At 62.9% G+C, this 19,788-nt stretch carries 14 protein-coding genes and 2 pseudogenes; 3 read left to right on the top strand and 13 right to left on the bottom strand.

The annotated features are described in order from the left end of the window. Positions 1-64: 64 nt before the first annotated feature. The 3 genes from A6A04_RS13720 to A6A04_RS22935 all read left to right on the top strand — a co-directional run bounded on the left by A6A04_RS13720 (position 65) and on the right by A6A04_RS22935 (position 3,378). A complete protein-coding gene (locus A6A04_RS13720) occupies positions 65-1,840 on the top strand; it encodes a DEAD/DEAH box helicase (RefSeq protein ID WP_068493804.1) in 1,776 nt (591 codons plus the stop codon). Between the two features lie 22 nt (positions 1,841-1,862). Then, positions 1,863-2,210 (top strand): zinc ribbon domain-containing protein YjdM, encoded by a 348-nt coding sequence (locus A6A04_RS13715; protein ID WP_068493802.1) that lies wholly within the window; start codon positions 1,863-1,865, stop codon positions 2,208-2,210. Positions 2,211-2,289: 79 nt separating this feature from the next. Then, entirely contained in the window at positions 2,290-3,378 is a 1,089-nt protein-coding gene (locus A6A04_RS22935; protein ID WP_068493801.1) for an FKBP-type peptidyl-prolyl cis-trans isomerase, read from the top strand. A gap of 2 nt (positions 3,379-3,380) precedes the next feature. On the opposite strand, the pseudogene A6A04_RS13705 reads toward A6A04_RS22935, so the two are convergent. From A6A04_RS13705 to A6A04_RS13645, 13 genes and pseudogenes are all read right to left on the bottom strand, one after another. Continuing rightward, a pseudogene (locus A6A04_RS13705) lies at positions 3,381-3,605 on the bottom strand (IS481 family transposase); the annotation flags it as partial. Continuing rightward, positions 3,604-4,157 (bottom strand): annotated as a pseudogene (locus A6A04_RS13700) (IS5 family transposase); the annotation flags it as partial. The pseudogenes A6A04_RS13705 and A6A04_RS13700, both read right to left, overlap by 2 nt. 72 nt (positions 4,158-4,229) lie before the next feature. Further along, the gene (locus tag A6A04_RS13695; RefSeq protein WP_068493796.1) at positions 4,230-4,847 is read right to left on the bottom strand and encodes an acyltransferase; all 618 of its coding nucleotides are present in this window, start codon (positions 4,845-4,847) and stop codon (positions 4,230-4,232) included. 78 nt (positions 4,848-4,925) lie between these two features. Then, positions 4,926-6,410: a B12-binding domain-containing radical SAM protein gene (locus A6A04_RS13690; RefSeq protein WP_082914916.1), complete on the bottom strand. Its 1,485-nt coding sequence runs from the start codon at positions 6,408-6,410 to the stop codon at positions 4,926-4,928. 9 nt (positions 6,411-6,419) lie between these two features. Next, positions 6,420-8,315 carry an asparagine synthase (glutamine-hydrolyzing) gene (gene asnB / locus A6A04_RS13685; RefSeq protein WP_068493791.1) on the bottom strand — a complete coding sequence of 632 codons (1,896 nt, stop codon included), beginning with the start codon at positions 8,313-8,315 and terminating at the stop codon, positions 6,420-6,422. A gap of 6 nt (positions 8,316-8,321) precedes the next feature. After that, a complete protein-coding gene (locus A6A04_RS13680; RefSeq protein WP_082914915.1) occupies positions 8,322-9,293 on the bottom strand; it encodes a glycosyltransferase family 2 protein in 972 nt (323 codons plus the stop codon). Positions 9,294-9,308: 15 nt separating this feature from the next. Continuing rightward, positions 9,309-10,775, bottom strand: a complete 1,467-nt coding sequence (locus A6A04_RS13675) for a B12-binding domain-containing radical SAM protein (protein WP_068493788.1) — start codon at positions 10,773-10,775, stop codon at positions 9,309-9,311. Between the two features lie 28 nt (positions 10,776-10,803). Continuing rightward, the gene (locus A6A04_RS13670; protein WP_172822777.1) at positions 10,804-12,360 is read right to left on the bottom strand and encodes a B12-binding domain-containing radical SAM protein; all 1,557 of its coding nucleotides are present in this window, start codon (positions 12,358-12,360) and stop codon (positions 10,804-10,806) included. Between the two features lie 155 nt (positions 12,361-12,515). Then, positions 12,516-14,372 carry an ABC transporter ATP-binding protein gene (locus tag A6A04_RS13665; RefSeq protein ID WP_068493784.1) on the bottom strand — a complete coding sequence of 619 codons (1,857 nt, stop codon included), beginning with the start codon at positions 14,370-14,372 and terminating at the stop codon, positions 12,516-12,518. Further along, positions 14,369-16,081: a hypothetical protein gene (locus A6A04_RS13660; protein WP_068493782.1), complete on the bottom strand. Its 1,713-nt coding sequence runs from the start codon at positions 16,079-16,081 to the stop codon at positions 14,369-14,371. Before A6A04_RS13660 ends, A6A04_RS13665 begins: the two co-directional genes overlap by 4 nt. Continuing rightward, positions 16,074-16,877: a 3-deoxy-manno-octulosonate cytidylyltransferase gene (locus A6A04_RS13655; RefSeq protein ID WP_082914914.1), complete on the bottom strand. Its 804-nt coding sequence runs from the start codon at positions 16,875-16,877 to the stop codon at positions 16,074-16,076. Before A6A04_RS13655 ends, A6A04_RS13660 begins: the two co-directional genes overlap by 8 nt. Then, positions 16,874-18,814: an alcohol dehydrogenase catalytic domain-containing protein gene (locus tag A6A04_RS13650; RefSeq protein WP_172822776.1), complete on the bottom strand. Its 1,941-nt coding sequence runs from the start codon at positions 18,812-18,814 to the stop codon at positions 16,874-16,876. The genes A6A04_RS13655 and A6A04_RS13650 overlap by 4 nt, the downstream gene beginning before the upstream one ends. Beyond that, positions 18,807-19,742, bottom strand: a complete 936-nt coding sequence (locus A6A04_RS13645; protein ID WP_068493778.1) for an NAD(P)-dependent oxidoreductase — start codon at positions 19,740-19,742, stop codon at positions 18,807-18,809. The genes A6A04_RS13650 and A6A04_RS13645 overlap by 8 nt, the downstream gene beginning before the upstream one ends. Positions 19,743-19,788 lie beyond the last annotated feature (46 nt).

Raw genomic sequence — 19,788 nt, 5'->3', positions numbered from 1 at the left:
TGGTGCCCCATCGCTGCGGCTCGGCGCCCCGTGCCGCATTTTCAATGAAAGCATGACATCTCCCATGGACCTTTTTCCCGCCGGGCATCCGCTGCAGCGTGCCCTGACCGAGCGTGACTACACCGAGCCCACCCCCGTGCAGGCGGCGGTTCTCGAACCGGGAACCAAGGGCCGCGATCTGCTGGTCTCGGCCCAGACCGGATCGGGCAAGACCGTCGCCTATGGCATGGCCATGGCCGAGACCCTGCTGGGCGATGCCCCGGTACTGGAACTCGCCGCCGAGCCGCTGGCCCTGATCGTCGCCCCCACCCGCGAGCTGGCCCTGCAGGTGCACCGCGAGTTGAGCTGGCTCTACCAGCATGCCGGCGGGCGGGTGGTGTCCTGCGTCGGCGGCATGGACCCCCGGGCCGAGCAGCGCATGCTGGCCCAGGGCGCCCATATCGTGGTGGGAACCCCCGGCCGTCTGCGCGATCACCTGGAACGGGGCGGGCTGCGCGTCAACAAGCTGCGCGCCGTGGTGCTGGACGAGGCCGACGAGATGCTGGACCTCGGCTTTCGCGAGGATCTGGAATTCATCCTGGAAGCCACGCCGCAAAGCCGCCGGACGCTGCTGTTCTCGGCCACCCTGCCCAAGGCCATCGTCACCATGGCCAAGCAGTACCAGCGCGATGCCTGGCGCATCGCCGTCTCGGCCGGAAGCCAGGGCCATGCCGATATCGAATACCGCGCCGTGCGGGTGGCGCCCAACGAGATCGAGCACGCGGTGGTCAATCTGCTGCGCTTCATCGAATCACCCACCGCCATGGTGTTCTGCAACACCCGCGATTCCGTCCGCCATCTCCAGGCCATCCTGCTGGAACGGGGCTTCGCCGCCGTGGCCCTGTCGGGCGAGCTGGGCCAGCACGAGCGCAACCAGGCGCTCCAGGCGCTGCGCGACGGCCGCGCCCGGGTCTGCGTCGCCACCGACGTGGCGGCGCGCGGCATCGACCTGCCCAATCTGGGGCTGGTGATTCACGCCGAACTGCCGCAGAACGCCCAGACCATGCAGCATCGCAGCGGACGGACCGGACGGGCCGGGCGCAAGGGCATCAGCGTGCTGCTGGTGCTGCTGTCGCGGCGACGCAAGGCCGAGATGCTGCTGCAGGCCGCCGGGGTCCAGGCCATTTGGGGCGGCGCGCCCTCGGCCGAGGATATCCGCAAGGTCGACCAGGAGCGGCTGCTGCAAAGCCCGCTGCTGGCCGAGGAAGTGACCGAGGACGATCTGGCCATGGCCAGGGCACTGCTGGCCGAACGCTCGCCCGAGGATATCGCCGCCGCCCTGGTGCGCATGTACCGCGCCCATCTGCCCGCCGCCGAGGAGGTGTTCGATCCCGGTCCCGGCACGGCGTCGCCGGAGCCGCGCCCGTTCCGCGAACCGCGCGAGCCGCGCGAGCCCCGGGGCGAGCGAGGTCCCAGCCTACCCGGCGGCAGCGTGTGGTTCCGCCTCAATGTGGGACGGCAGAAGAATGCCGATCCGCGCTGGCTGATCCCGATGATCTGTCGCCAGGGCAAGATCACCAAGCAGGAGATCGGGTCCATCCGCATCTTCGAACGCGACACCCGCTTCGAGATCGACGCCACGGTGGCCGCGCGCTTCCTGGCCGCCTTGCGCCAGCTGGAACGGGCCGATGTCCGCATCGAGCCGCTGGACGAGGTGCCGCAGGCCGAACGCCCGGCCCGCGAGCCGCGCCCGCATGAGCCCCGCCCGCAATCACCCAAGGCGGCCAAGCCCCCCAAGCCAGCGCCGCAGGCTCCCTGGCGCCTGAAGGCGGGGGGAAAGCCCAAGCCGAAGCAATCGTGATCCCTTAGCCGACAGGAAAACCATGACCAGCGAATCGACCTGCCCCAAATGCCAGTCCGAGAACGTCTATCACGACGGCAGCCTGTGGAACTGCCCGGACTGCGGCCATGAATGGACCCCCGGCGCATCCGATGCCGAGGCCTCCCAGGAGCGCATCATCCGCGACGCCAACGGCAATCCGCTGGCCGATGGTGATTCAGTGACCGTGATCAAGGACCTGAAGGTCAAGGGCTCGTCCCTGGTGGTCAAGGGCGGCACCAAGGTCAAGGGTATCCGCCTGGTGGACGGCGTCGACGGCCACGACATCTCGTGCAAGATCGACGGTATCGGCGCCATGAACCTGAAGTCGGAGTTCGTGAAGAAGGCCTGATGGGGCATGCCGTCCTTGTAGACGTGTCGACGGATCAGCGCGTCATGGACATCGGCCAGCCATCTCGCCGGGGACCGACATGAATATCCGCAAGAACACCTTCGTTACCCTGGCCCAGCGCGTCACCGATCCCGGTGGGCAAATCCTCGACGACGGCGGCGAGCCGCTCCGCTATCTGCATGGCGGCTACGGCGGTATTTTCGCCAAGCTGGAGGACGCGCTCGCCGGTAAGGGCGTGGGAGACACCGTGCGGGCGACCCTCGCCCCCGCCGATGCCCATGGCGAGCATGATCCGGATCTGGTCATCGGCGTGCCGCTGGCCAGCTTCCAGGCGCCGCCGGTGATCGGCGATATCGTCGAACGCGACTTCGCCGGGGCGACCCTGCTCTACCGTGTCGTCGCGGTGGATGACGACACGGCCAAGCTTGACGGCAATCACCCCTGGGCCGGAATGACCCTGGTGTTTTCCGCGACGGTAACGGAGGTGCGTCCCGCCACGGATGCGGAAGTCGCGGCCGGGGTCGCGGCCCAGGAACAGGCGGCGCACCACCTCCTGAAAACGAAAAACGCCCGCGCCCGCGCCGATAAGGCGGCCAAGGCTGAACGGGAGGCCGCCGCTCTTGCCAAGGCCGAGGCGGAGGATTTGGTGGAATCCACCTATGTCCCCCAATTGGGCATGCGCATCCGTTTCGTCTTCCGATCCCAGACCCATAAGCTTTGCTGGCTGGCCCCCCTGTTTCTCCTTCCCATCCCCGGTGTCTTTCTGGGTATCCGCGGTCACGAGGACGCCGCGGTTGCCGTGGCCTTGGTGTGTATCTTGTGGTGCTTCCTCTCCCCGACCCTGATCGGTTGGGCGATCGATCGCTGGGGCTATCGCTTCCTGTTCTTCGACTTCTCACCCAACCTGACACCCAGCCCGCTGGAAAGCCGGATCGTCACCGGGGGGCAGGTGCTGTCGGTGCTGGTGGTGCTGGTCTACACGGTCGTCGCCCTGTTCCACATCGAGCATTTTTCCGATCTGCTGGCCTTGGTCGGCCTTGATCTCTTCGTCCTGTTCGTGGCGTCGATTCCCTTGATGATCCTGCTGCCCTTCCTGGTCATGGTGGTGACGGCCTTCCGGGTCCGCCCGGTCATCGACAAGACGGTCTCGGCCGCCAAGCAGGGCTAGGTGTTTAGGCCGTGGCGGTGCAGGCAGCGATGTAGGGATGACCGCGTCAGATGCGGGATGGTCGCCTGCAAGGCATAGAGGCAGTCATCCAGGGGCAGCAGCGTATGGCGGCGAAAGGCCACCACGATGGCCTCTTCCTCGATGGACAAGACCGTCGATCTCGGCACCTTCGGCCCGGTCGGCAGGTCCGTAACCGAGCCGCGCTTCTTCCACTTGGCGACGGTCTTCGCGGATGGCGTCGCGGAATGCCCCGGAATCGTAGCCTTTGTCGCCAAGAACGTGCTCTGCCGGGATGTCGGCGATGAGGGCTTCTGCCTGGGTGTAGTCGCTCGCCTGTCCTGGCGTCAGGATAAAGCGCAGCGGGTTGCCCAAGGCATCGACTATGGCGTGGATCTTGGTGGTCAGCCCGCCGCGCGAACGGCCGATCGCACGAGCTTCAGGCCCCCTTTTTTGCCCGCCGCATGTTGGTGCGCCCAGACGATAGTCGAGTCGATCATGACGTATTCGATGTCGGGGTCGTCAGCCATCATGGCGAAAAGCCGGTCCCATACACCGTCCTTGGACCAGCGGGAAAAACGGATGAACGCGCTGTTCCAATTGCCGAAAAAATCCGGCAGATCACGCCATGGGGAACCCGTTCGGGCCAGCCATAGCACAGCTTCCAGGAATAGGCGGTTATTATCCGCACCAGTCCTGCCAGGATCGCTGCGCTTGCCCGGCAAATGTGGCGCCATCCGATCCCATTGATGATACTTTAAGGTCAAACGGACCCCGCTCATTCAAGCCTCCTTCTCGAAAAGGAGTTTGAATCAGATTTTAGGGGCCGTGGGAATCTTGAATGTCAACGCCCTCTAGACGATTTCCTCCATGAGGCGCTGTTCGAGAGCAAGCAAGGCACGGCTTCTCTGCCTCATTTTCTGGGCTGGGATTCCCGCATGAATCCACCAGTCGTCAAGGGACTTGGGCACTAGAGACAGCGCCCCGACGGAGGCGCCTTCCCCAATGGTTACGCCGGGCAGAATGACCGTGCCTGATCCGATGATGACATGGCGTCCCAGTTCGACCGGCGCAATCTTGGTCTTGGCATATTTGCCTGGCACGGTCGGGTTGGTTAGGGATTCGCCCGTGTAGTCGTCTGTCCCGGAATAGATGCGGACGCCTTGTGACAGGCCGGAGAAACTCGACATGGTAATGCCACCGGCGCAGTTCAGATGGCAGCCGGAGCCGATGTGGATGAAGTCATGCAAGGCCAACCGGCCAGACTGAGCAACGATGGTGACGCCGCCGTCGATCCGGACATTATTGCCGATCGATATGTTTGCCAGCCCGATAATGGTCGCGTTCTTTGCGATCATCACGTTGCGACCGACTTCCTTGAAGCCGAATTGCCGCAACTCGTCACTGCTGAAATATCCCTGGTCGAACGGGTTCCAGCCAGCCCCCGGGTGCTGAGGAATTTCATCCGACATTGCCAAACCCATTCCTGGCGAGAAGGATCACTGCACGATCATCCGTTGTTTGCCATCGCGTATCTGTCCACGAACGGTTCAGGTTATTGGCATTCGCGGTGTCAGCTTTGACGTGGACTCATGGAGCAGCATCCAGGCAAGACGCGCTTTGCTCTTAAGTTCCCTGAATGACGATAGTGTGCGAATTTCTCGCAGGATGCGGGACGGACGGAAATAGTAGCGGCGGGTCGCCATATTCTTCATGGAAACCAGTTCCTGGCGCGACAACTCGTCCTCGATGATGTGGGGGATGACGTAGTCGGGCTGCGGATTCAAGGTGAAGTCACGCCAGAAATCCGTGGGAATGATGCCCTTGGCCATGCCCTCCCGGTAGACGGCGGTGCCGGGATATGGGATCAGGACCACGAAGACGGCGTAGTCAGGATCGAGCTTATTGGCGTAGGCGATGGTTTTGAGCGCATCTTCACGGGTTTCGCTGATGAAACCGAACATGAAATAGGCCATGACGGTCATGCCGATCTCGCGGGCGGTTACCATGGCCTTGTCCACCTGCTCGAAGGTGATGGCCTTGCCCGACAAATCAAGAATACGCTGCGAACCGGTCTCAACACCAAAATGAACCCGGTAGCACCCTGCCTCCTTCAGCAGCTTGTACAAGTCGGGAGTGACCCGGTTGACGCGGTCGCGTATGGCCCAGTTGACCTTGATGCCGCGGTCGATGATGCCCTGGCAGATATCCTTGGCCCGCTGGTGGCCCCAAGTGAAGGTGTCGTCATAGACTTGGACATCGGTGATTCCCAGTGCGGCGATGTCGGCGAATTCATCCACCACCTGCTCGGCGGTGCGGGCATAGACCTTCTGGACGTCCATCTTGCAGAAGACGCACTTATAGGGACAGCCTCGCGACGTCACCATGGTGGTTTCATAGTCGGTAGGGGTCAGCACCGACGAATAGCGCTTATAGGGGAGCAGTAGGCGATTGGGAGCCGGAATCTTGGTGAGGTCCTTGACGACGGCCATAGCTTCGGAGGGAGCTTGTGCGCTGCCGTTTGGGAGACGGCGCCATAATCCCGGGTGATCCGCCACTGGTCGCTCGGCCTGGAGATCCTGGACCATACCCAGCAGCACGTCCTCACCGTCGCCTACGACCAGGTAGTCGGCGGAGCAGCCCTCCACCGTTTCCTTGGGATAGCAGCCGGCATGGGGGCCTCCCAGAACGATGACGCTGTCAGGCAGCAGGCGGCGGGTCTCCTCGATGGTCTTCCATGCCGGATACCAGAAATCGGTCCACACCGTGAAACCAACCAGGTCCGGCTTCTCCTGGGCAATGCGCCGGGCGGTTTCCTCGGGGGATATCTCCTCCATCTGCGCATCCAGGCAATGGACGTCCGCGAAACCTTCGCGCTGCAGATAGGTCGCAAGGATCATGATGCCCAGCGGTGGCTTGTGGCCGATGCCGTGATCCTTGTGATAAGTGAACAGCGACTGGACGCAGTTATCGCTAGACGGCTGAACCAGCAGGACTTTGATGGGACGTCCTGCCAGGGAGAGAGATAATGCCATGAATCGAACCTAACCTTGCACCGCACCGGAGATGAAATTGTCGTGCCAGAGCTGAAAGCTCAACAACGCCCACAACGCCCGGCCGTGATCGGCCCGTCGGTTGAGGTGATCATCGACCAATCGTTCGGTCGCCTCGGCAGCTAGTATACCATCCGCCTCAATCTTTTCCCTCGACAATGTTGTCCGGAGCGTATCGGACAGGGCAGATCTCAGCCAACCAGCCGAAGGCGGGCCAAAGCCTTTCTTCGGCTTGGTGATAATCCGTGAGGGGAGCTTTGGTTTCAACGCCATTTTCAATAGGGGTTTCAACTGTCCTCCCGCCATCTTGACCCCGGCGGGCAGGGCGGCGACATAATCCATCACCACCGTATTGAGCAATGGGACCCGTGCTTCCAGCGAGGCGGCCATGGTCATGCGGTCGGCCTGGAAAAGTCCGTTACCCTCGAGGAAGGTACACATGTCCAGGTGGAGGATGCGGTCAACCGGATCGGTTTCTGTTGGGCGGGCGAGATCGGGCACCGCCAGCGCCCTGTGGCCGTCGTGGCTCGCGGCCTCGGCAATCTCGGGGCGCAACAACGCCGCTACTCCGGTCGCGTTGAAGTAGCCCATCCAGCCCAGGTGCTGCTGTTCCGGGGTCAGGTCCATGCCCTGGATGAAGCGCTTGGCCTTGAATTCCAGGCTGAGATAGCGCTCGGAGACAGGCAGGCGCCGGATAGCCGCCGGCAACAGGCCGTCGCCGAGCCAGCCGGGCAGCATGCGATAGAGCCTGGCCGCCCGGTGGGCCCTCAGGGTGGGATATCCAGCGAACAGCTCATCACCGCCCCAACCGGTCAGAACCACCTTGACGTGGCGTCGGGCGAAGCGAGACAGCGCCAAAAGCGGCACTACCGTGGCATCGCCGAACGGCTCGTCCAACATGGTCGCAACCTCTGACACTGTGGCGCGCAGTTCATCCACCTCCAGGCGGTGCTCGAAATAGTCCAGCCCCAGACTGTCGGCCACGAGGCGGGCATCGGCTGATTCGTCGTGGGTCGCCTCTGGAAACGATAAGGCGAAGGCGGGAAGCTTGCGGCCGCGTTCGGCGGCGGCGGCGGCCACCGCCGAGGAGTCCAGGCCGCCGCTGAGGAACACGCCCACCGGGACATCGGCCAACAATTCGCTTTCAACCGCGTCGCCCAGCAGTTCAGCAGCCTTGGCCACCGCCTCGGCCAATGGCACCGGGTCTCCCTGCCCGACCAGCGGGGTCCACCAACGGTGAAGTGACAGGTGACCTTTCTCTATCCAGCCAAAATGTCCGGCGGGGAATTTCTCGATTCCGGCGAAGGCGCAGTCTCCGGGGGCGAAATAGCCCAGTTGGAGGAATCGCGCCAGGGATGGCCAATGCGGCGCCGGGCGGTCCGGCATGATGGGGAACAGCGCCTTGGGTTCCGAGGCGAATGCGATTCCATGGATGCCGCGGCCCAGATACAACGGTTTGATTCCCAGGCGGTCACGGGCGATGAACATCCGGCGGCTGGGGCAGTGCCAAATGGCGACGGCGAACATGCCGTTGAGACGGAGCAGGCAGTCAGGCCCCCATTCCTCGAAGGCGTGCAGGATCGCCTCGGTATCTGAATGGGTCTTGAAGACATGGCCCTTGGCGGTCAGGTCACGCTGCAGCTCTCGGTGATTGTAGATTTCACCGTTGAAAACGATGACCAGATCGCCGGTCTCGTTGATGATCGGCTGATGTCCATCGGCAAGGTCGATGATGGATAGACGGGTATTGCCAAGCACCGCCCAATCATCGGCGAATACACCCATATCGTCGGGACCCCGATGTGCGAGGCGTCGGCCCATGGCAGTCCCGATCCGGCCTAGCTCGGGGTCGGGCCGGGCCATGGCGGCGCCGAAGATTCCACACATGGCCGGTCAGCCCTGGGGGTCGGTGGAAAAACGCTTGTTGTGGCGTACGAGGCGATGACGCCATCTGACGTCCTGGGCGCGTCCGGCCTCGATCTCCAGGAAAAGGCCGAAAATGGGCAGCACCGATCCCACGAACGCTGCCCAGGTCCCCACTCCGCCAAGCAGTGTTCCGACAATCCGCCAATGCGAGTTGCCGCCCCACACGGCATAGGTTAGTCCAACCCAACTCAGGAAGCACATCAGCCCGAACATCCAGAAGACGAAGGCGGCTTCGCAGAAAATATGGAATGGTCGCGTCTGGGTGGCATTGACTGCAATCAGGGCAAAGACATCAAGGATGCCACGATGGCGAAGCAAGCGATATTTGGACTGGCCGTGCTTGCGTTCAGAGTGCTCGACCGGAATTTCAGAGATCGTGAAGGCCTTCAGCGCCACCAGAACCGGGACCAGACGATGGAGATCGCCCCGCAGTTCGATGGATTTGTAGACTTCGCGGCGATAGGCCTTCAGCCCACTATTGATATCGTTAAGCTGGACACCGAATACGCGATTGACCAAGCCGTTGTATATCCGCGAAACTATCTTCTTCGCCGCCGGGTCGTGGCGGCTGCGGCGCCAGCCGTTGACGAAGTCGTAGCCCGCCTCGATCTGTTCCAGCAGCCGGGGGAACATCTCTGGCTGGTCCTGAAGGTCGGCATCCAAGGTAATGGCGACATCCCCCGATGCCGCGTCGAACCCTTGCATCAATCCAATGGACTTGCCCTGATTGCGGAAGTGCTGGATGTAGATGACATTGCCATATTGGCGCCCAAGCGCCTCGACCACCGCCTGGGTGTCATCGGTACTGCCGTCGTCGATCAGGATAAATTCAAAAGGTTGCTGAAGGCCACCCAGAACCGTCCGCACTCGCTCGTAGAGCTCGTTCAGTGACGGCGCCTCGTTAAACGCTGGCACGACAACGCTGACAAGTTCGAACACGGGGTCGTCCTAGGGTTATTTCCTGCCGGTCAGCGCAAATTGCATGACATTGGCCCCTGCCACAAGGGAAATCATCAGCTCTTCAAAACTCCTGATTTTGCTCAGTCGTTCCAGCAAATAGCCCGGCCGGACATAGAATTCCCGGTAGGCCCGGACGATTTGCCGGGACAATTCGTCACCCGACAGACCACAGAGGGATTCGTTGAAGAAGCCGCTGGTGTGTAGATTTTCCATATTTGAACCAGACCCATCTAGGATCTCTGGTTGCTTTTCAGCCACCATATCGAAAATTTCGGTGCCGGGATAAGGCGTCAGGATGCCGAAGGTCACCGTGCTGGGCCGGATTTCCTTCACGAAAGCGATGGTCTGTCGGATAGTGTCCAGGCTTTCGCCCGGCCCGCCGAAGATGATGTGGGCATGGGTGTCCAGGCCGACCTCGCGCGCCTTGGCGAAGGCCCACCGGGCCTGGTCGGTAGTGGTGCCCTTCTTGTAGGTCACGAGCATCTCGTCGGACCCGGTCTCGACGCCGAATTTAAGCATGTGGCAGCCGGCCTTCTTCATGGCGCGCATGCTGTCCTCGTCGATCATGTCGACGCGGGCGTTGGCGATCCAGCTGAAGTCCATGCCTTCGGCGGCCATCCCCTCGAAAATCTTGAAATTCCGCCCCTTGTAGGCAGAGAAGGTTTCATCGCGGAAGAAGATTTCGCGGTAGCCCAGCCGCTTGATCTCGCGCATTTCCTCTAGCACTTTTTCCGCAGAGCGGACCCGGGTTTTGTTGCCGTAAAAGGTCGGCGCGGTGCAGTAGTTGCAGCGCGCGGGGCAACCGCGCGAGGTCTGCATGGTGGTGTAGGGCAGTCGCTTGACGACCGGGTTGAAGTAGTCGGCGCCCGCCGGCAGCAAAGTCCGGTCGGGAATGGGCAAATTGTCCATGGTGACAAAAGCGCGGTGTTCATTGATGCGCGCGCTGCCGTCGGGATGACGCAGTGCGAGGCCCGCCAGTTCGTCCACCGGCTCGCCACGGGTCAATGCGCCCAGTAACTCGCGCAGGGTGTCCTCCGGCTCGCGCAGGACCAAATAGTCCACCACGGTTTCCTGCAAGCAGTATTCGGGCATGAAGGTGGGGTGCGACCCGAACAGGATCGCCTTTATGCCGGGATTGAGCGCCTTGACGCGCTCAAGCGTTTCCACGTCCTGACGGAACGACTGGGTCGAACTCATCACCGCGACGGCGAAAAAGCCTTCGAACCGGGTATCGATCAGGGCCTGAAACCGCTCGGGCTCTACCAACGCATCCAGGAAGACCGGCTCGACACCATCCTGCCGGGCATGGGTGCAGGCGGTCAACTCGGTCAGGGGGGGCATCTGCATGCCGCCGATCCGGCGGCCGTTGCACCAGCAGCCGTAAAGGAAGTCGCGGACGACGTTCCGGGCTCCGGCACCGGATAGCGGCGGCTTGAGAAACAACGCATTCTTGGCAGTCATGTAACCAATCCTCGCTTATTCGGCCCGCTCAGCCGACGCCCTGACGCAGTTCATAGGTCAGGCGCAATTGCTCTGGCTCGACCAAGTTCACGTCGAAGAAGTCCTCTTCCTTGAAGCCTCGCCAGCAATCCCAGCTCTGATCGACATTCGACTTCTTGCGACCTAGGATCAGGGCCTCAAGAGCCCGGTAATAGTCCCGCAGGTGGTGCCATGACACCATGCGCTTCATCATCCGCCAGATTGTCTTCGGGCGCATATAGAAGCGTCGGAAGGCATAGCGCTCGAACTTCAGGATCTCTTCCGGGCTCAGTTGCGGCTGGCGGATCAGAACCTGGCATTGGCCGTATTCGTACCAGTCCTTCGAGGTCAGCCAGCCGAGTTCCACGGCCTCGTTGTAAAGTTGGGTGCCAGGATAGGGGGTAGCGATGTTCAATTGGAACAGGTCAACATCCAGCTCGATGGCGAAGTCCAGCGTGTCCTTCATGGTCTGCCAGGTCTCGCCCAGATGGCCGATGATGAAGGTCGCCCGGATTTCCAGGCCGTGCCGTCGGGCGATGGCCACCGTCTCCTTGTAGCGTTCGCGGTCGATGGGCTTGCCGATCTTCTTGGCGATTTCGGGATTGCCGGTCTCGACCCCCACCAGGACCTGATGGCAGCCAGCCTTTTTCATGGCGGCCGCGATATCGTCGGAAAAGCAATCACCCCGGATATAGGCGGTCCAACTGACATCCATCCGCTCGGCCGCGAGGGCTTCGCAGAAGTCCAGGCAGTGCTTCTTCATGACGGTGAAGGTGTCGTCATAGAACTGAACTTGGCGGATGCCGTAGGTGTCGTGGAGATGGCGAATCTGCTTCACCACCTCGTCCGGCGAGCGGGACCGCAGGGTGGTTCGCGCCGAGTTGCAGAAGCTACACCGCCCCGGGCAGCCACGGGTCATCAGGACGTTGATGGCGGGCAGATGACGGTAGGAACCTGCGGCGGGGAAGTAGAAGTCGAAATCCACCAAGTCGTAGGCTGGCATGGGGAAGCGGTCGAGATTCATCTCGACCGGCCGGTGCTTGTTGTGGCGCACTTCGGTGCCGACCCGGTAGGTCAGGCCCGGAATCTCCGACAGGGGGCGGCCTTCCATGATTTCCACCATGGCATCTTCGCCATCGCCACGCACCACGATGTCGATGGCCGAGTTGCGCAGCGAGCGTTCGGGCAGCGCTTCCACATGCGACCCTCCGACCACGACCATGCAGTCCGGCAATTCCTCCTTGACGATGCGAGCGATGCGATGAGCGGGCACGCAGGCATTGGTCAGCACCGAAATGCCGACGAAACGGGGACGTGCCGCACGCAGACGGGCGCGAACCTCGCCCTCGTCAAGATGTTGACCATGAACGTCGATCACGCCGACGGAATAGCCCTTGGAGCGGACGAAGGACGCGATGGACAGGACCGAAAGGGGTGGCAGGAAATTCTGAAGCGCGGCGCGCTCTTCCAGGGCCGGCCAAGGTGGGTAGATCAGAACTAGGTCCTTGGCGTTCCCCTCAATTGTCGACAGGCATACGGTTTGGTCCTGGGCGGGAGCGTGAGTCAAGGGGCGATCCATCAATATTCATGGGCCGAAGCGGTGGCCACATATCAGGGCTCCGCATAGGCACGCGGCCAGAGGCCAGCCATCGCAACTACTAACGCCCCAACGGGTGCGGCTTCAAGACTTTTGTTTTTGTGGTTTTTCCTGGTCAAGCCCGGTCAATCGGCGGCTTCATCATCGCCAGACGCCGCCGTGTGCAAGCCCAGGCTGGACAGTTCGACCATGCGGCGGAAGTTTTCGTCGCTGCCGATCAACTGGTCGAAACCGCCCTCCGCCTTGACGACACCGTCATGCAGCATGATCAAGTGGTTGCAGTTCTTCAGGGTGCTGAGACGATGCGCCACCAGGATCAGGGTTTTGTGACCGGCCAGGGCATTGATGGCCTCTGTGATTTCCCACTCGGTACCGCTGTCCAGCGCCGAGGTGGCTTCATCGAAGATCAGCAGTTCCGGATCGTGGTACAGCGCCCGGGCCACGCCGATCCTCTGGCGCTGGCCACCGGAAAGCCGGACCCCACGCTCACCGATATGGGTATCGAAGCCCTGTGGCAGCGAGGCAATTAATTCACTGAGTTGAGCCATCTCGGACGCCCTGCCCAATCGGACGTCATCGATATCGGTATCGTCCAGGCCGAAGGCGATGTTACGGCGCAGGCTATCGTCGGTCAGGTAGATGGTCTGGGGGACGTATCCGATCCGACGCTGCCAACTGCGAGGATTATCTAGGATGCTGGCGCCATCGACGAGAATGTCGCCCGAATCGGGGCGTAGCAGGCCCAGGATGACGTCCACCAGGGTGCTTTTCCCGGCGCCGGTGGACCCGACGATACCGATGGCCGTGCCGCGCGGCACCGTCAGATTGATGCCCCGAAGCACCTCGTGATCGGAACCGGGATAGGTGTAGTGAACTGAGTCAAGGACAAGGTCTTGCTGGAACACCACGGGGTCGCCGTCAGCCGGGGCGGACGGATCGCTCTCGCAGAGGGCGCGGTAGTCGTTCCAAATCAGCTCGACGGCGGCGCTGCTATTGCGAATCTTGTTGATGTGAACCACGGCGCGGTTGAAGGAGGGCAGGACACGGAAGCCGACATAACCGAACATCCCCAACAGATAGACCAGTTGGCTACCGCTGTCGCCACGGGCCGACGCGACGCCGATCAGCACCACGATGGTGAGGACCAGGACCGTTTCCATGGCCAGCCGTGGGGCCTGAGATACGGCGGAATCGCGGCGCAGCAATCTGCCGCGGTTCCAAAGATAGGTATTGTAGCGCTGCCAGAAGAACAACTCGCGCCCGGTGACCCTGGCCTCCTTTGAGGCCCCCAGGCACTCGTGGATGGCCTGGAACATCTCGGCTTGCAATTTCTGGGTCTGCTGGCCCCGCAGGACGAAACCCCGCTGGGACGTGATCAGGATCAGCGCCACCAGGGCGCCCATCACGCCGGCGGTCACGATGGTTACCATGGGATCGGCGATCATCAAGGTCGCAAGCAGGCCAATGATGGTCAGGGATTCCGAGAACAGGGCGGCGGTTGCCAGGATGACGTTCTTGGTTACCAGTTCGACGGAATAGCCGATATTGCGGAATAGCTCGGCCGAGTTCTTCTGAAAATGGAAGGCGTAGGGGGCGTAAAGGTAGCCCTTCAGTAGTCGGCCGCTGATGAAGGCCATGATCCGCAGCTCGCAGTGTTCGCGGTAATATATCTCGAAGAACAGGAACAGATTCTTGACCACGAAGAAGCCGGCAACACAGATGGCCAGCAGTTGAATCGCCCAGGAGGGATTGGCCTTGGCGAACTCCACCAGATAGCCGCCGGCAACGGGGACCTTGGCCAACAGCGACACATCCGCCACGGTTCCAATCAGGGCGAAGACGGCTCCTGCCCCTAGCATTTCCAACACTGCGGCGGTGGCGGCCAAGCCCCCGACCACCAGCCATTGCCGGGCCAGTCCACGATCGATCATCGCCACGGCGCGGCGGACGGACAGGAGGACGCGACCCTTGCCACCACTCATGGCGAGGCCTTCGCGATGTCGCCGTTCAGTTCCGGCATCTTCTCGCACACCATCTCGTGATAGGGCCGCTTGTCCAGGTTGACCAGGGTGTCGTAACGGGAGGAGTCGAAGACCTCGGTTCCGTCGATCCAGGCTTTCAGCCGCTCCACCACCGCCTCCGCCGTGGTCAGGCACAGGCCAGGAAATTCACGGAAAATGGATAGCTTCTGGCCGGGAATCACGTCGATCATGGCGGTGGGGATACCCAGTTGGAGGGCCTCGGCGATGATGGTCGATGGGTCGGAAATGATCATGTCCGCCCGCAGCACCAGATCATAGACCGGATCGGTGACATGGGCCACGTTGGCAAGGCCCCGGCGGCAGTCCTCGATGAAGGCGGGGATCAACTCGTCATGGGGATAGCCGCTTTTCACCTGAAGTGCGATACGGCGGTCGGGAAAGGCCTGGGCGGCTAGGCGCACGGCGCGGATAAATTCCGCATTGCCGATGGCGAAGCGGGCCATGAACAAGATGTCGGACGAGGTGCGGATGGGCGCCTTGAAATGCTGCTCGGTGAAGGCGAAGGAGCCGATGGCGTGCAGCGCGTCCACCTTCCAGGTGTCCTTGAAATAGGGATGGAAGGCCGAGCCGATGGTGAAATAGCGGTCCATGGAGACATGGCGCAGTTGCGGCATCTTGATGGTGATGCCCTGGACGGCGTGGTTGAGGCCCCATTGCTGGGCGCCGACCCGGTTCAATTCCTGGCGGCGCAGCACATGGTCCACGTTGTAATCGTCCCGCGCCCAGAAATAGCGGGGGCGGAAGCGATTGAACAGGGCGCGCAGCTTGACCCGGCGCCAGGGCAGCAGCGCCATTTCCCAGAACAGGGCAGGCGCCAGCCCACCCCAGCGGCGCCAGATGTCGAATGCGTCGCGGCTGGCATCCAGGGCGGCCTCCCAGGCGCCCCTGGGGTCATAGGCCCCGTCGCCGGGCAGGCAGTACGGCCACTCCTTGAATTTGTCGCGGGCCTGGGCGGCGATTTCGGCGTTGCGCATGACCACCAGCAGTTCGCCGCCCTTGGCGAAAGCGCGGTACAGCTCCAGGTCGCGCCAGTCATTGTTCTGGTCCGCCATGACGAAGACCGGCTTTGGCGTGACCTCGCTCCGCAGCCGGGTCAGCACCAGCGCCAGGGCCGACAGCCACCCGGCCAGGGCCAACGGCCAGGTCAGCAGCCGGTTGGGCAGCCGCGCCGGGCTCACCCCCGCCAGGGCCTGGGCACCGAACCAGGCCCTGGCAAGCCCGGTGATTTCCGGCGACAGCCCGATCACCTTGGCGCCAGTCAGGCCCACATGCTTATTGATCAGGAAGGCGGCCATGTAGCGGCGGAACATGAACATGGTGGCCAGCAGCTTCAGCGCGATGCCGTGGCGCTCATCCCTGTCGGCCGCGTCGAAACGGAAATGCTCGCCCTGCCAGGGCTCGATGACCTCCAGCACATTGTCGGTGAAGATCAGGGTGGGATAGGACCATTCCTGCCGGTGCTCGGGATAGTCCTCGATCAGCAGGCGCGCCCCCCTGCCCCTGGCCCAGGTCCATAGACGGTCCAGCAACGGCCGCAACGGCGGCAGAATGGGGTCGATCAGCAGCAGGCGCGGGGCCTCGCCCCGCCGGACGCGCAGAAAGAGAGACAGTGCGGTCAGTTCATTGAGGACGAGAACGTCGTCAGCCATAGGCCTTGCTCAGCCACAAGGGATCACTGGCCATGGTCTTGGTGACGCGGGCCAAGTCCTCGGCATTGTCCACCGTGTCGGAGACGATGGGGGTGACCAGCACCTTCATGCCGCGGCCCATCTCGATGACGCGGTTGTAGTCGATGCCTTCCACCTCCTCGTTATAGGTCATGCCGAAGGCTAGGAACTCCTTCAGGAAGGCGGGTTTGAAGGCGATGATGGCGGTGTGCTTGTAGACGCGTTCGGGCAGCACGCCGTGCTTCTTGGGGCTGGGGATGGGGGCGCGCGACATGTAGATCAGGCCGCCGTCGCTGTCCCGGAACAGCACCTTGACCCGGTTCAGGTCGTGGAATTCCTCGATCAGGGTCAGGGGCTCCACCAGGGTGGAGGACTCGAGATCGGGCTCGGCGGCATGGGCATTGATGATCTGGTCGAGCATGTCGGGATGGACCAGCGGCTGGTCGCCCTGGACATTGATCACCAGATCGTAAGCGCCGTCGGTCTTCGCCACCTCTTCATAGGCCCAGGCGATGCGGTCGTTGCACATGTCGAATTCGGGGGTGACCACCACCTCTCCCCCTAAGCGCCGGATATCGTCCGCCACTTCCTCGTTGGGGGTCGCGACCACCACCTTGGTCAGGCTCTGGCACAGCCGGGTGCGCAAATAACAGTGGCCGACCATGGACATGCCGTCGATATACTTCAACGGCTTGCCGGGGAAGCGGCCGGAATTCATGCGGGCGGGAACGATCGCGATGGTGCGGAGCGCACCGGGGGCGATGGTCTTCAGGGTCACGGGCGGTCCTCCACATCCAGGATGATTTTCAGGCGCGAGCCGGCGCGGGCCAACTCCCAGGCCTCGGCGAATTTCGACAGCGGCAGGGAGCAGGCCATCAGCGCCGACAGGTCCAGCTCCGGCATCAGGCGGATGGCCTCGGCGAAATCCTCCGCCGTGCTGCCCACCGAGCCGATCACCGTCTTGTCGAAGGCGGCGATGGCCTCGAACGAGAATTCCTTGCGGGCATAGGGCAGGCCCAGCAGCAGCAGGGTGGCCCCAGCGGGGGCGGCGTGCAAGGCCTTGTCCAGCACCTCCGGATGGCCGGTGGCTTCCACCACCACGTTGAACTCGCCCAGCCGGTCGAGATCGGCCGAGGTCTGGATGGGGCGGCCCTTGAACACCTCGAGCCGGGCGGCGTTGCGGTCGAATACGGTAACGGCATGGCCGCGCCGCGCCAGTTCCACGGCGCAGATATGGCCAATGCAACCGGCGCCGATGACGGCGCAGCGGCGTTCGGCATTGGGCTGGGCCTCCAAGGCGGGCATCAGGCGGCGCATGCCCTTCAGCACCACGGCGGTGGGCTCGCACAGGGCGGCCTGGCGCAGATCGGTGCCGGGCGCCAGCCGGTGGACGAAGCGTGCGGGAACGGTGACGAAATCGGCATAGGCGCCGTTGAGCCGCAGCACCCCCACCTCGGCGCGCTCGGCGCAGCCGATGAAGTTGCCCGCCCGGCATTCGCCGCAAGAGCCGCAGCTCTGGATGCATTCCACCACCACCGGGTCGCCTTCCTTGAAGGCGATGACGTTCTGGCCCACCGTGACGATGCGGCCCGAGAATTCGTGGCCGGGCACGATGGGATACTTGGCCATGCCGGATTTGTAATAGCCGAGGCTGCCCGCCAGCAGTTCCAGGTCGGTGGCGCAGACCCCCACATGGGCGGTGCGGATGACCACGTCGCCGGGCTTCAATTCGGGCAGTTCGATATTTTCCAGCGCCACCTTGCCGGGGCCATGGATAACCACGGCGCGGGTGGAGCGGTCGAATAGGGCGTCCTCCTGCTCGGCGCGGGTCTCCAGCGGATGGGCTTCCAGCAGGCCCTTGAAGGTGCCGATATTGCGGTTGACGCGGAAATAGACCACTTCGCGCAGCCGCTGCCCCAGGGTCAGGCGCGCCGCCACCGGGTTGTCACCGGGCGAAAAGGCGTTGACCAGGTCGGAGACAGTGTGGCGCAATTCGGCGAAGGCCTCGTTCAGCACCCGGTCTGGTCCCTTGATGCCCATGCGCCGCGCCGCCACCGCTTCCCGGTAATAGCGCCGCCTGATCTGGCGCCAGCTTTCCTCGTGGATATGGTACAGCCGGGCCTCGGGGCGGTAGACCACCCGCAAGCCTTCCGTCATCCAGCGCCTTGCCCAGTCGATATCCTCGAGCCCGGTCAGTTCCTCGTCGAAGGGATACTTCTCCCACAGGTCGCGGCGGATGGCGGAATTGGCGTTGTTGACGCACCAGCGGGCCGGGCTTTCCTCGCGGGGCCGGGGGCCGAAGGTCCGCTCGAAATCCTCGGTCTCGGAGAATTTGGAACAGGCCTTGCCCAACTGGCGGCCATAGGTCATGGCCACCGTCGCGTCGCGCAGCGGCGCGATCAGGGTTTCCAGCCAGTGTTCGTCGCAGGGCTCGGTATGGGCCGAGACGATGGCGATGAATTTCCCCCTCGCCGCCTTGATCCCGGCATTCAGGGAATAGCCAAAGGTGAAATCGTGGCTGGAGATGCGCAGCACGGTGTCGGCGCGAGCCTCGGCGATCTCGCGGGTGCGGTCGAACGACCCGGAATCGACGATGATCACCTCGAAGTCGCGGTAGGTCTGGCGGTCCAACGCGTCGAACAGGCCGGGCAGGTATTTCTGCTCGTTGAAGCAGCGGATCAGGACCGAGGTTTCGACCGCTCTTGCCTCAGCCACGCAGACCATCCAGCAGGTTTTTCAGGGTGGAATGGTGGATGCGTTCCCAGGCCTTGGGGCTGGAATTGCTGTTATGCGGCGCCAACAGCACGTTGTCCATGCCCAGCAGCGCACTGGTCTTGGGCAGCGGCTCGTGCTCGAAGACGTCCAGCGCGCAACCGGCGATCCTGCCCGATTGCAGGGCGCGGACCAGGGCGGCCTCCTCGACCACCGGGCCGCGGGCGGTGTTGACCAGCACTGAACCGGCCTTCATGCGGGCAAAGCGGGCATCGTTGAACAGCAGGTAGGAGGTCGGGTTGAGGTCGCAGCAGACGCTGACGAAGTCGGATTGTTCCAGCAAGGAGTCCAGATCCATCATCTCGACACCCATCTCGGCCACGAAGGCGGGGTCGATCTCGCGGATGTCGTTGCCCAGCAGGCGGGCGCCGAAGGGCTTGGCCCGGCGCAGCACGGCCGAGCCCATGCATCCGACCCCGACCACACCGATGGTGGATTCGTTCAAGGCGCGGCCGGGGATCTTGTCCCACACCCCCGCCTTCATCATCTTGTCCATCCAGGGCAGGTTGCGGGCGAAGCACAGGATGTAGCCCAGCGCGGTGTCGGCCACCGGTTGGGTGAAGGCGTCAAGCGTGCGCCCCGTCGGGATGCCCTTGCTGGCGGCATAGGCCGAATCGATGGAATCGATGCCGGTGCCCCATTTGGAAATCACCTTCAGATTGGTGGCGGTGTCGATGACCGCCTTGGTGATGCGGTCGTCGCCGCAGACGATGCCGTGATACTTGGCGATGATGGGCAGCAGGTCGGATTCTTCCAGCCGCTCCTGGACGTCGGCCACGGTGATTTCGATGTCATGTTCGGCGAACCACGGCCGGAAACGGTCGATCACCGGGATCATATAGGGGGCACTGATCAGGACGTTCCAGGTCATGGCGGCTCCGAGGGCAGGGCGGTGTCGGCCTTTCTCGCGCTTCGGG

The organism is Paramagnetospirillum marisnigri (assembly GCF_001650715.1).
GTDB classification, from domain to species: domain Bacteria; phylum Pseudomonadota; class Alphaproteobacteria; order Rhodospirillales; family Magnetospirillaceae; genus Phaeospirillum; species Phaeospirillum marisnigri.
Note: the sequence above shows the minus strand (reverse complement) of the source record. Positions and strands in the feature narration are given on the sequence as shown.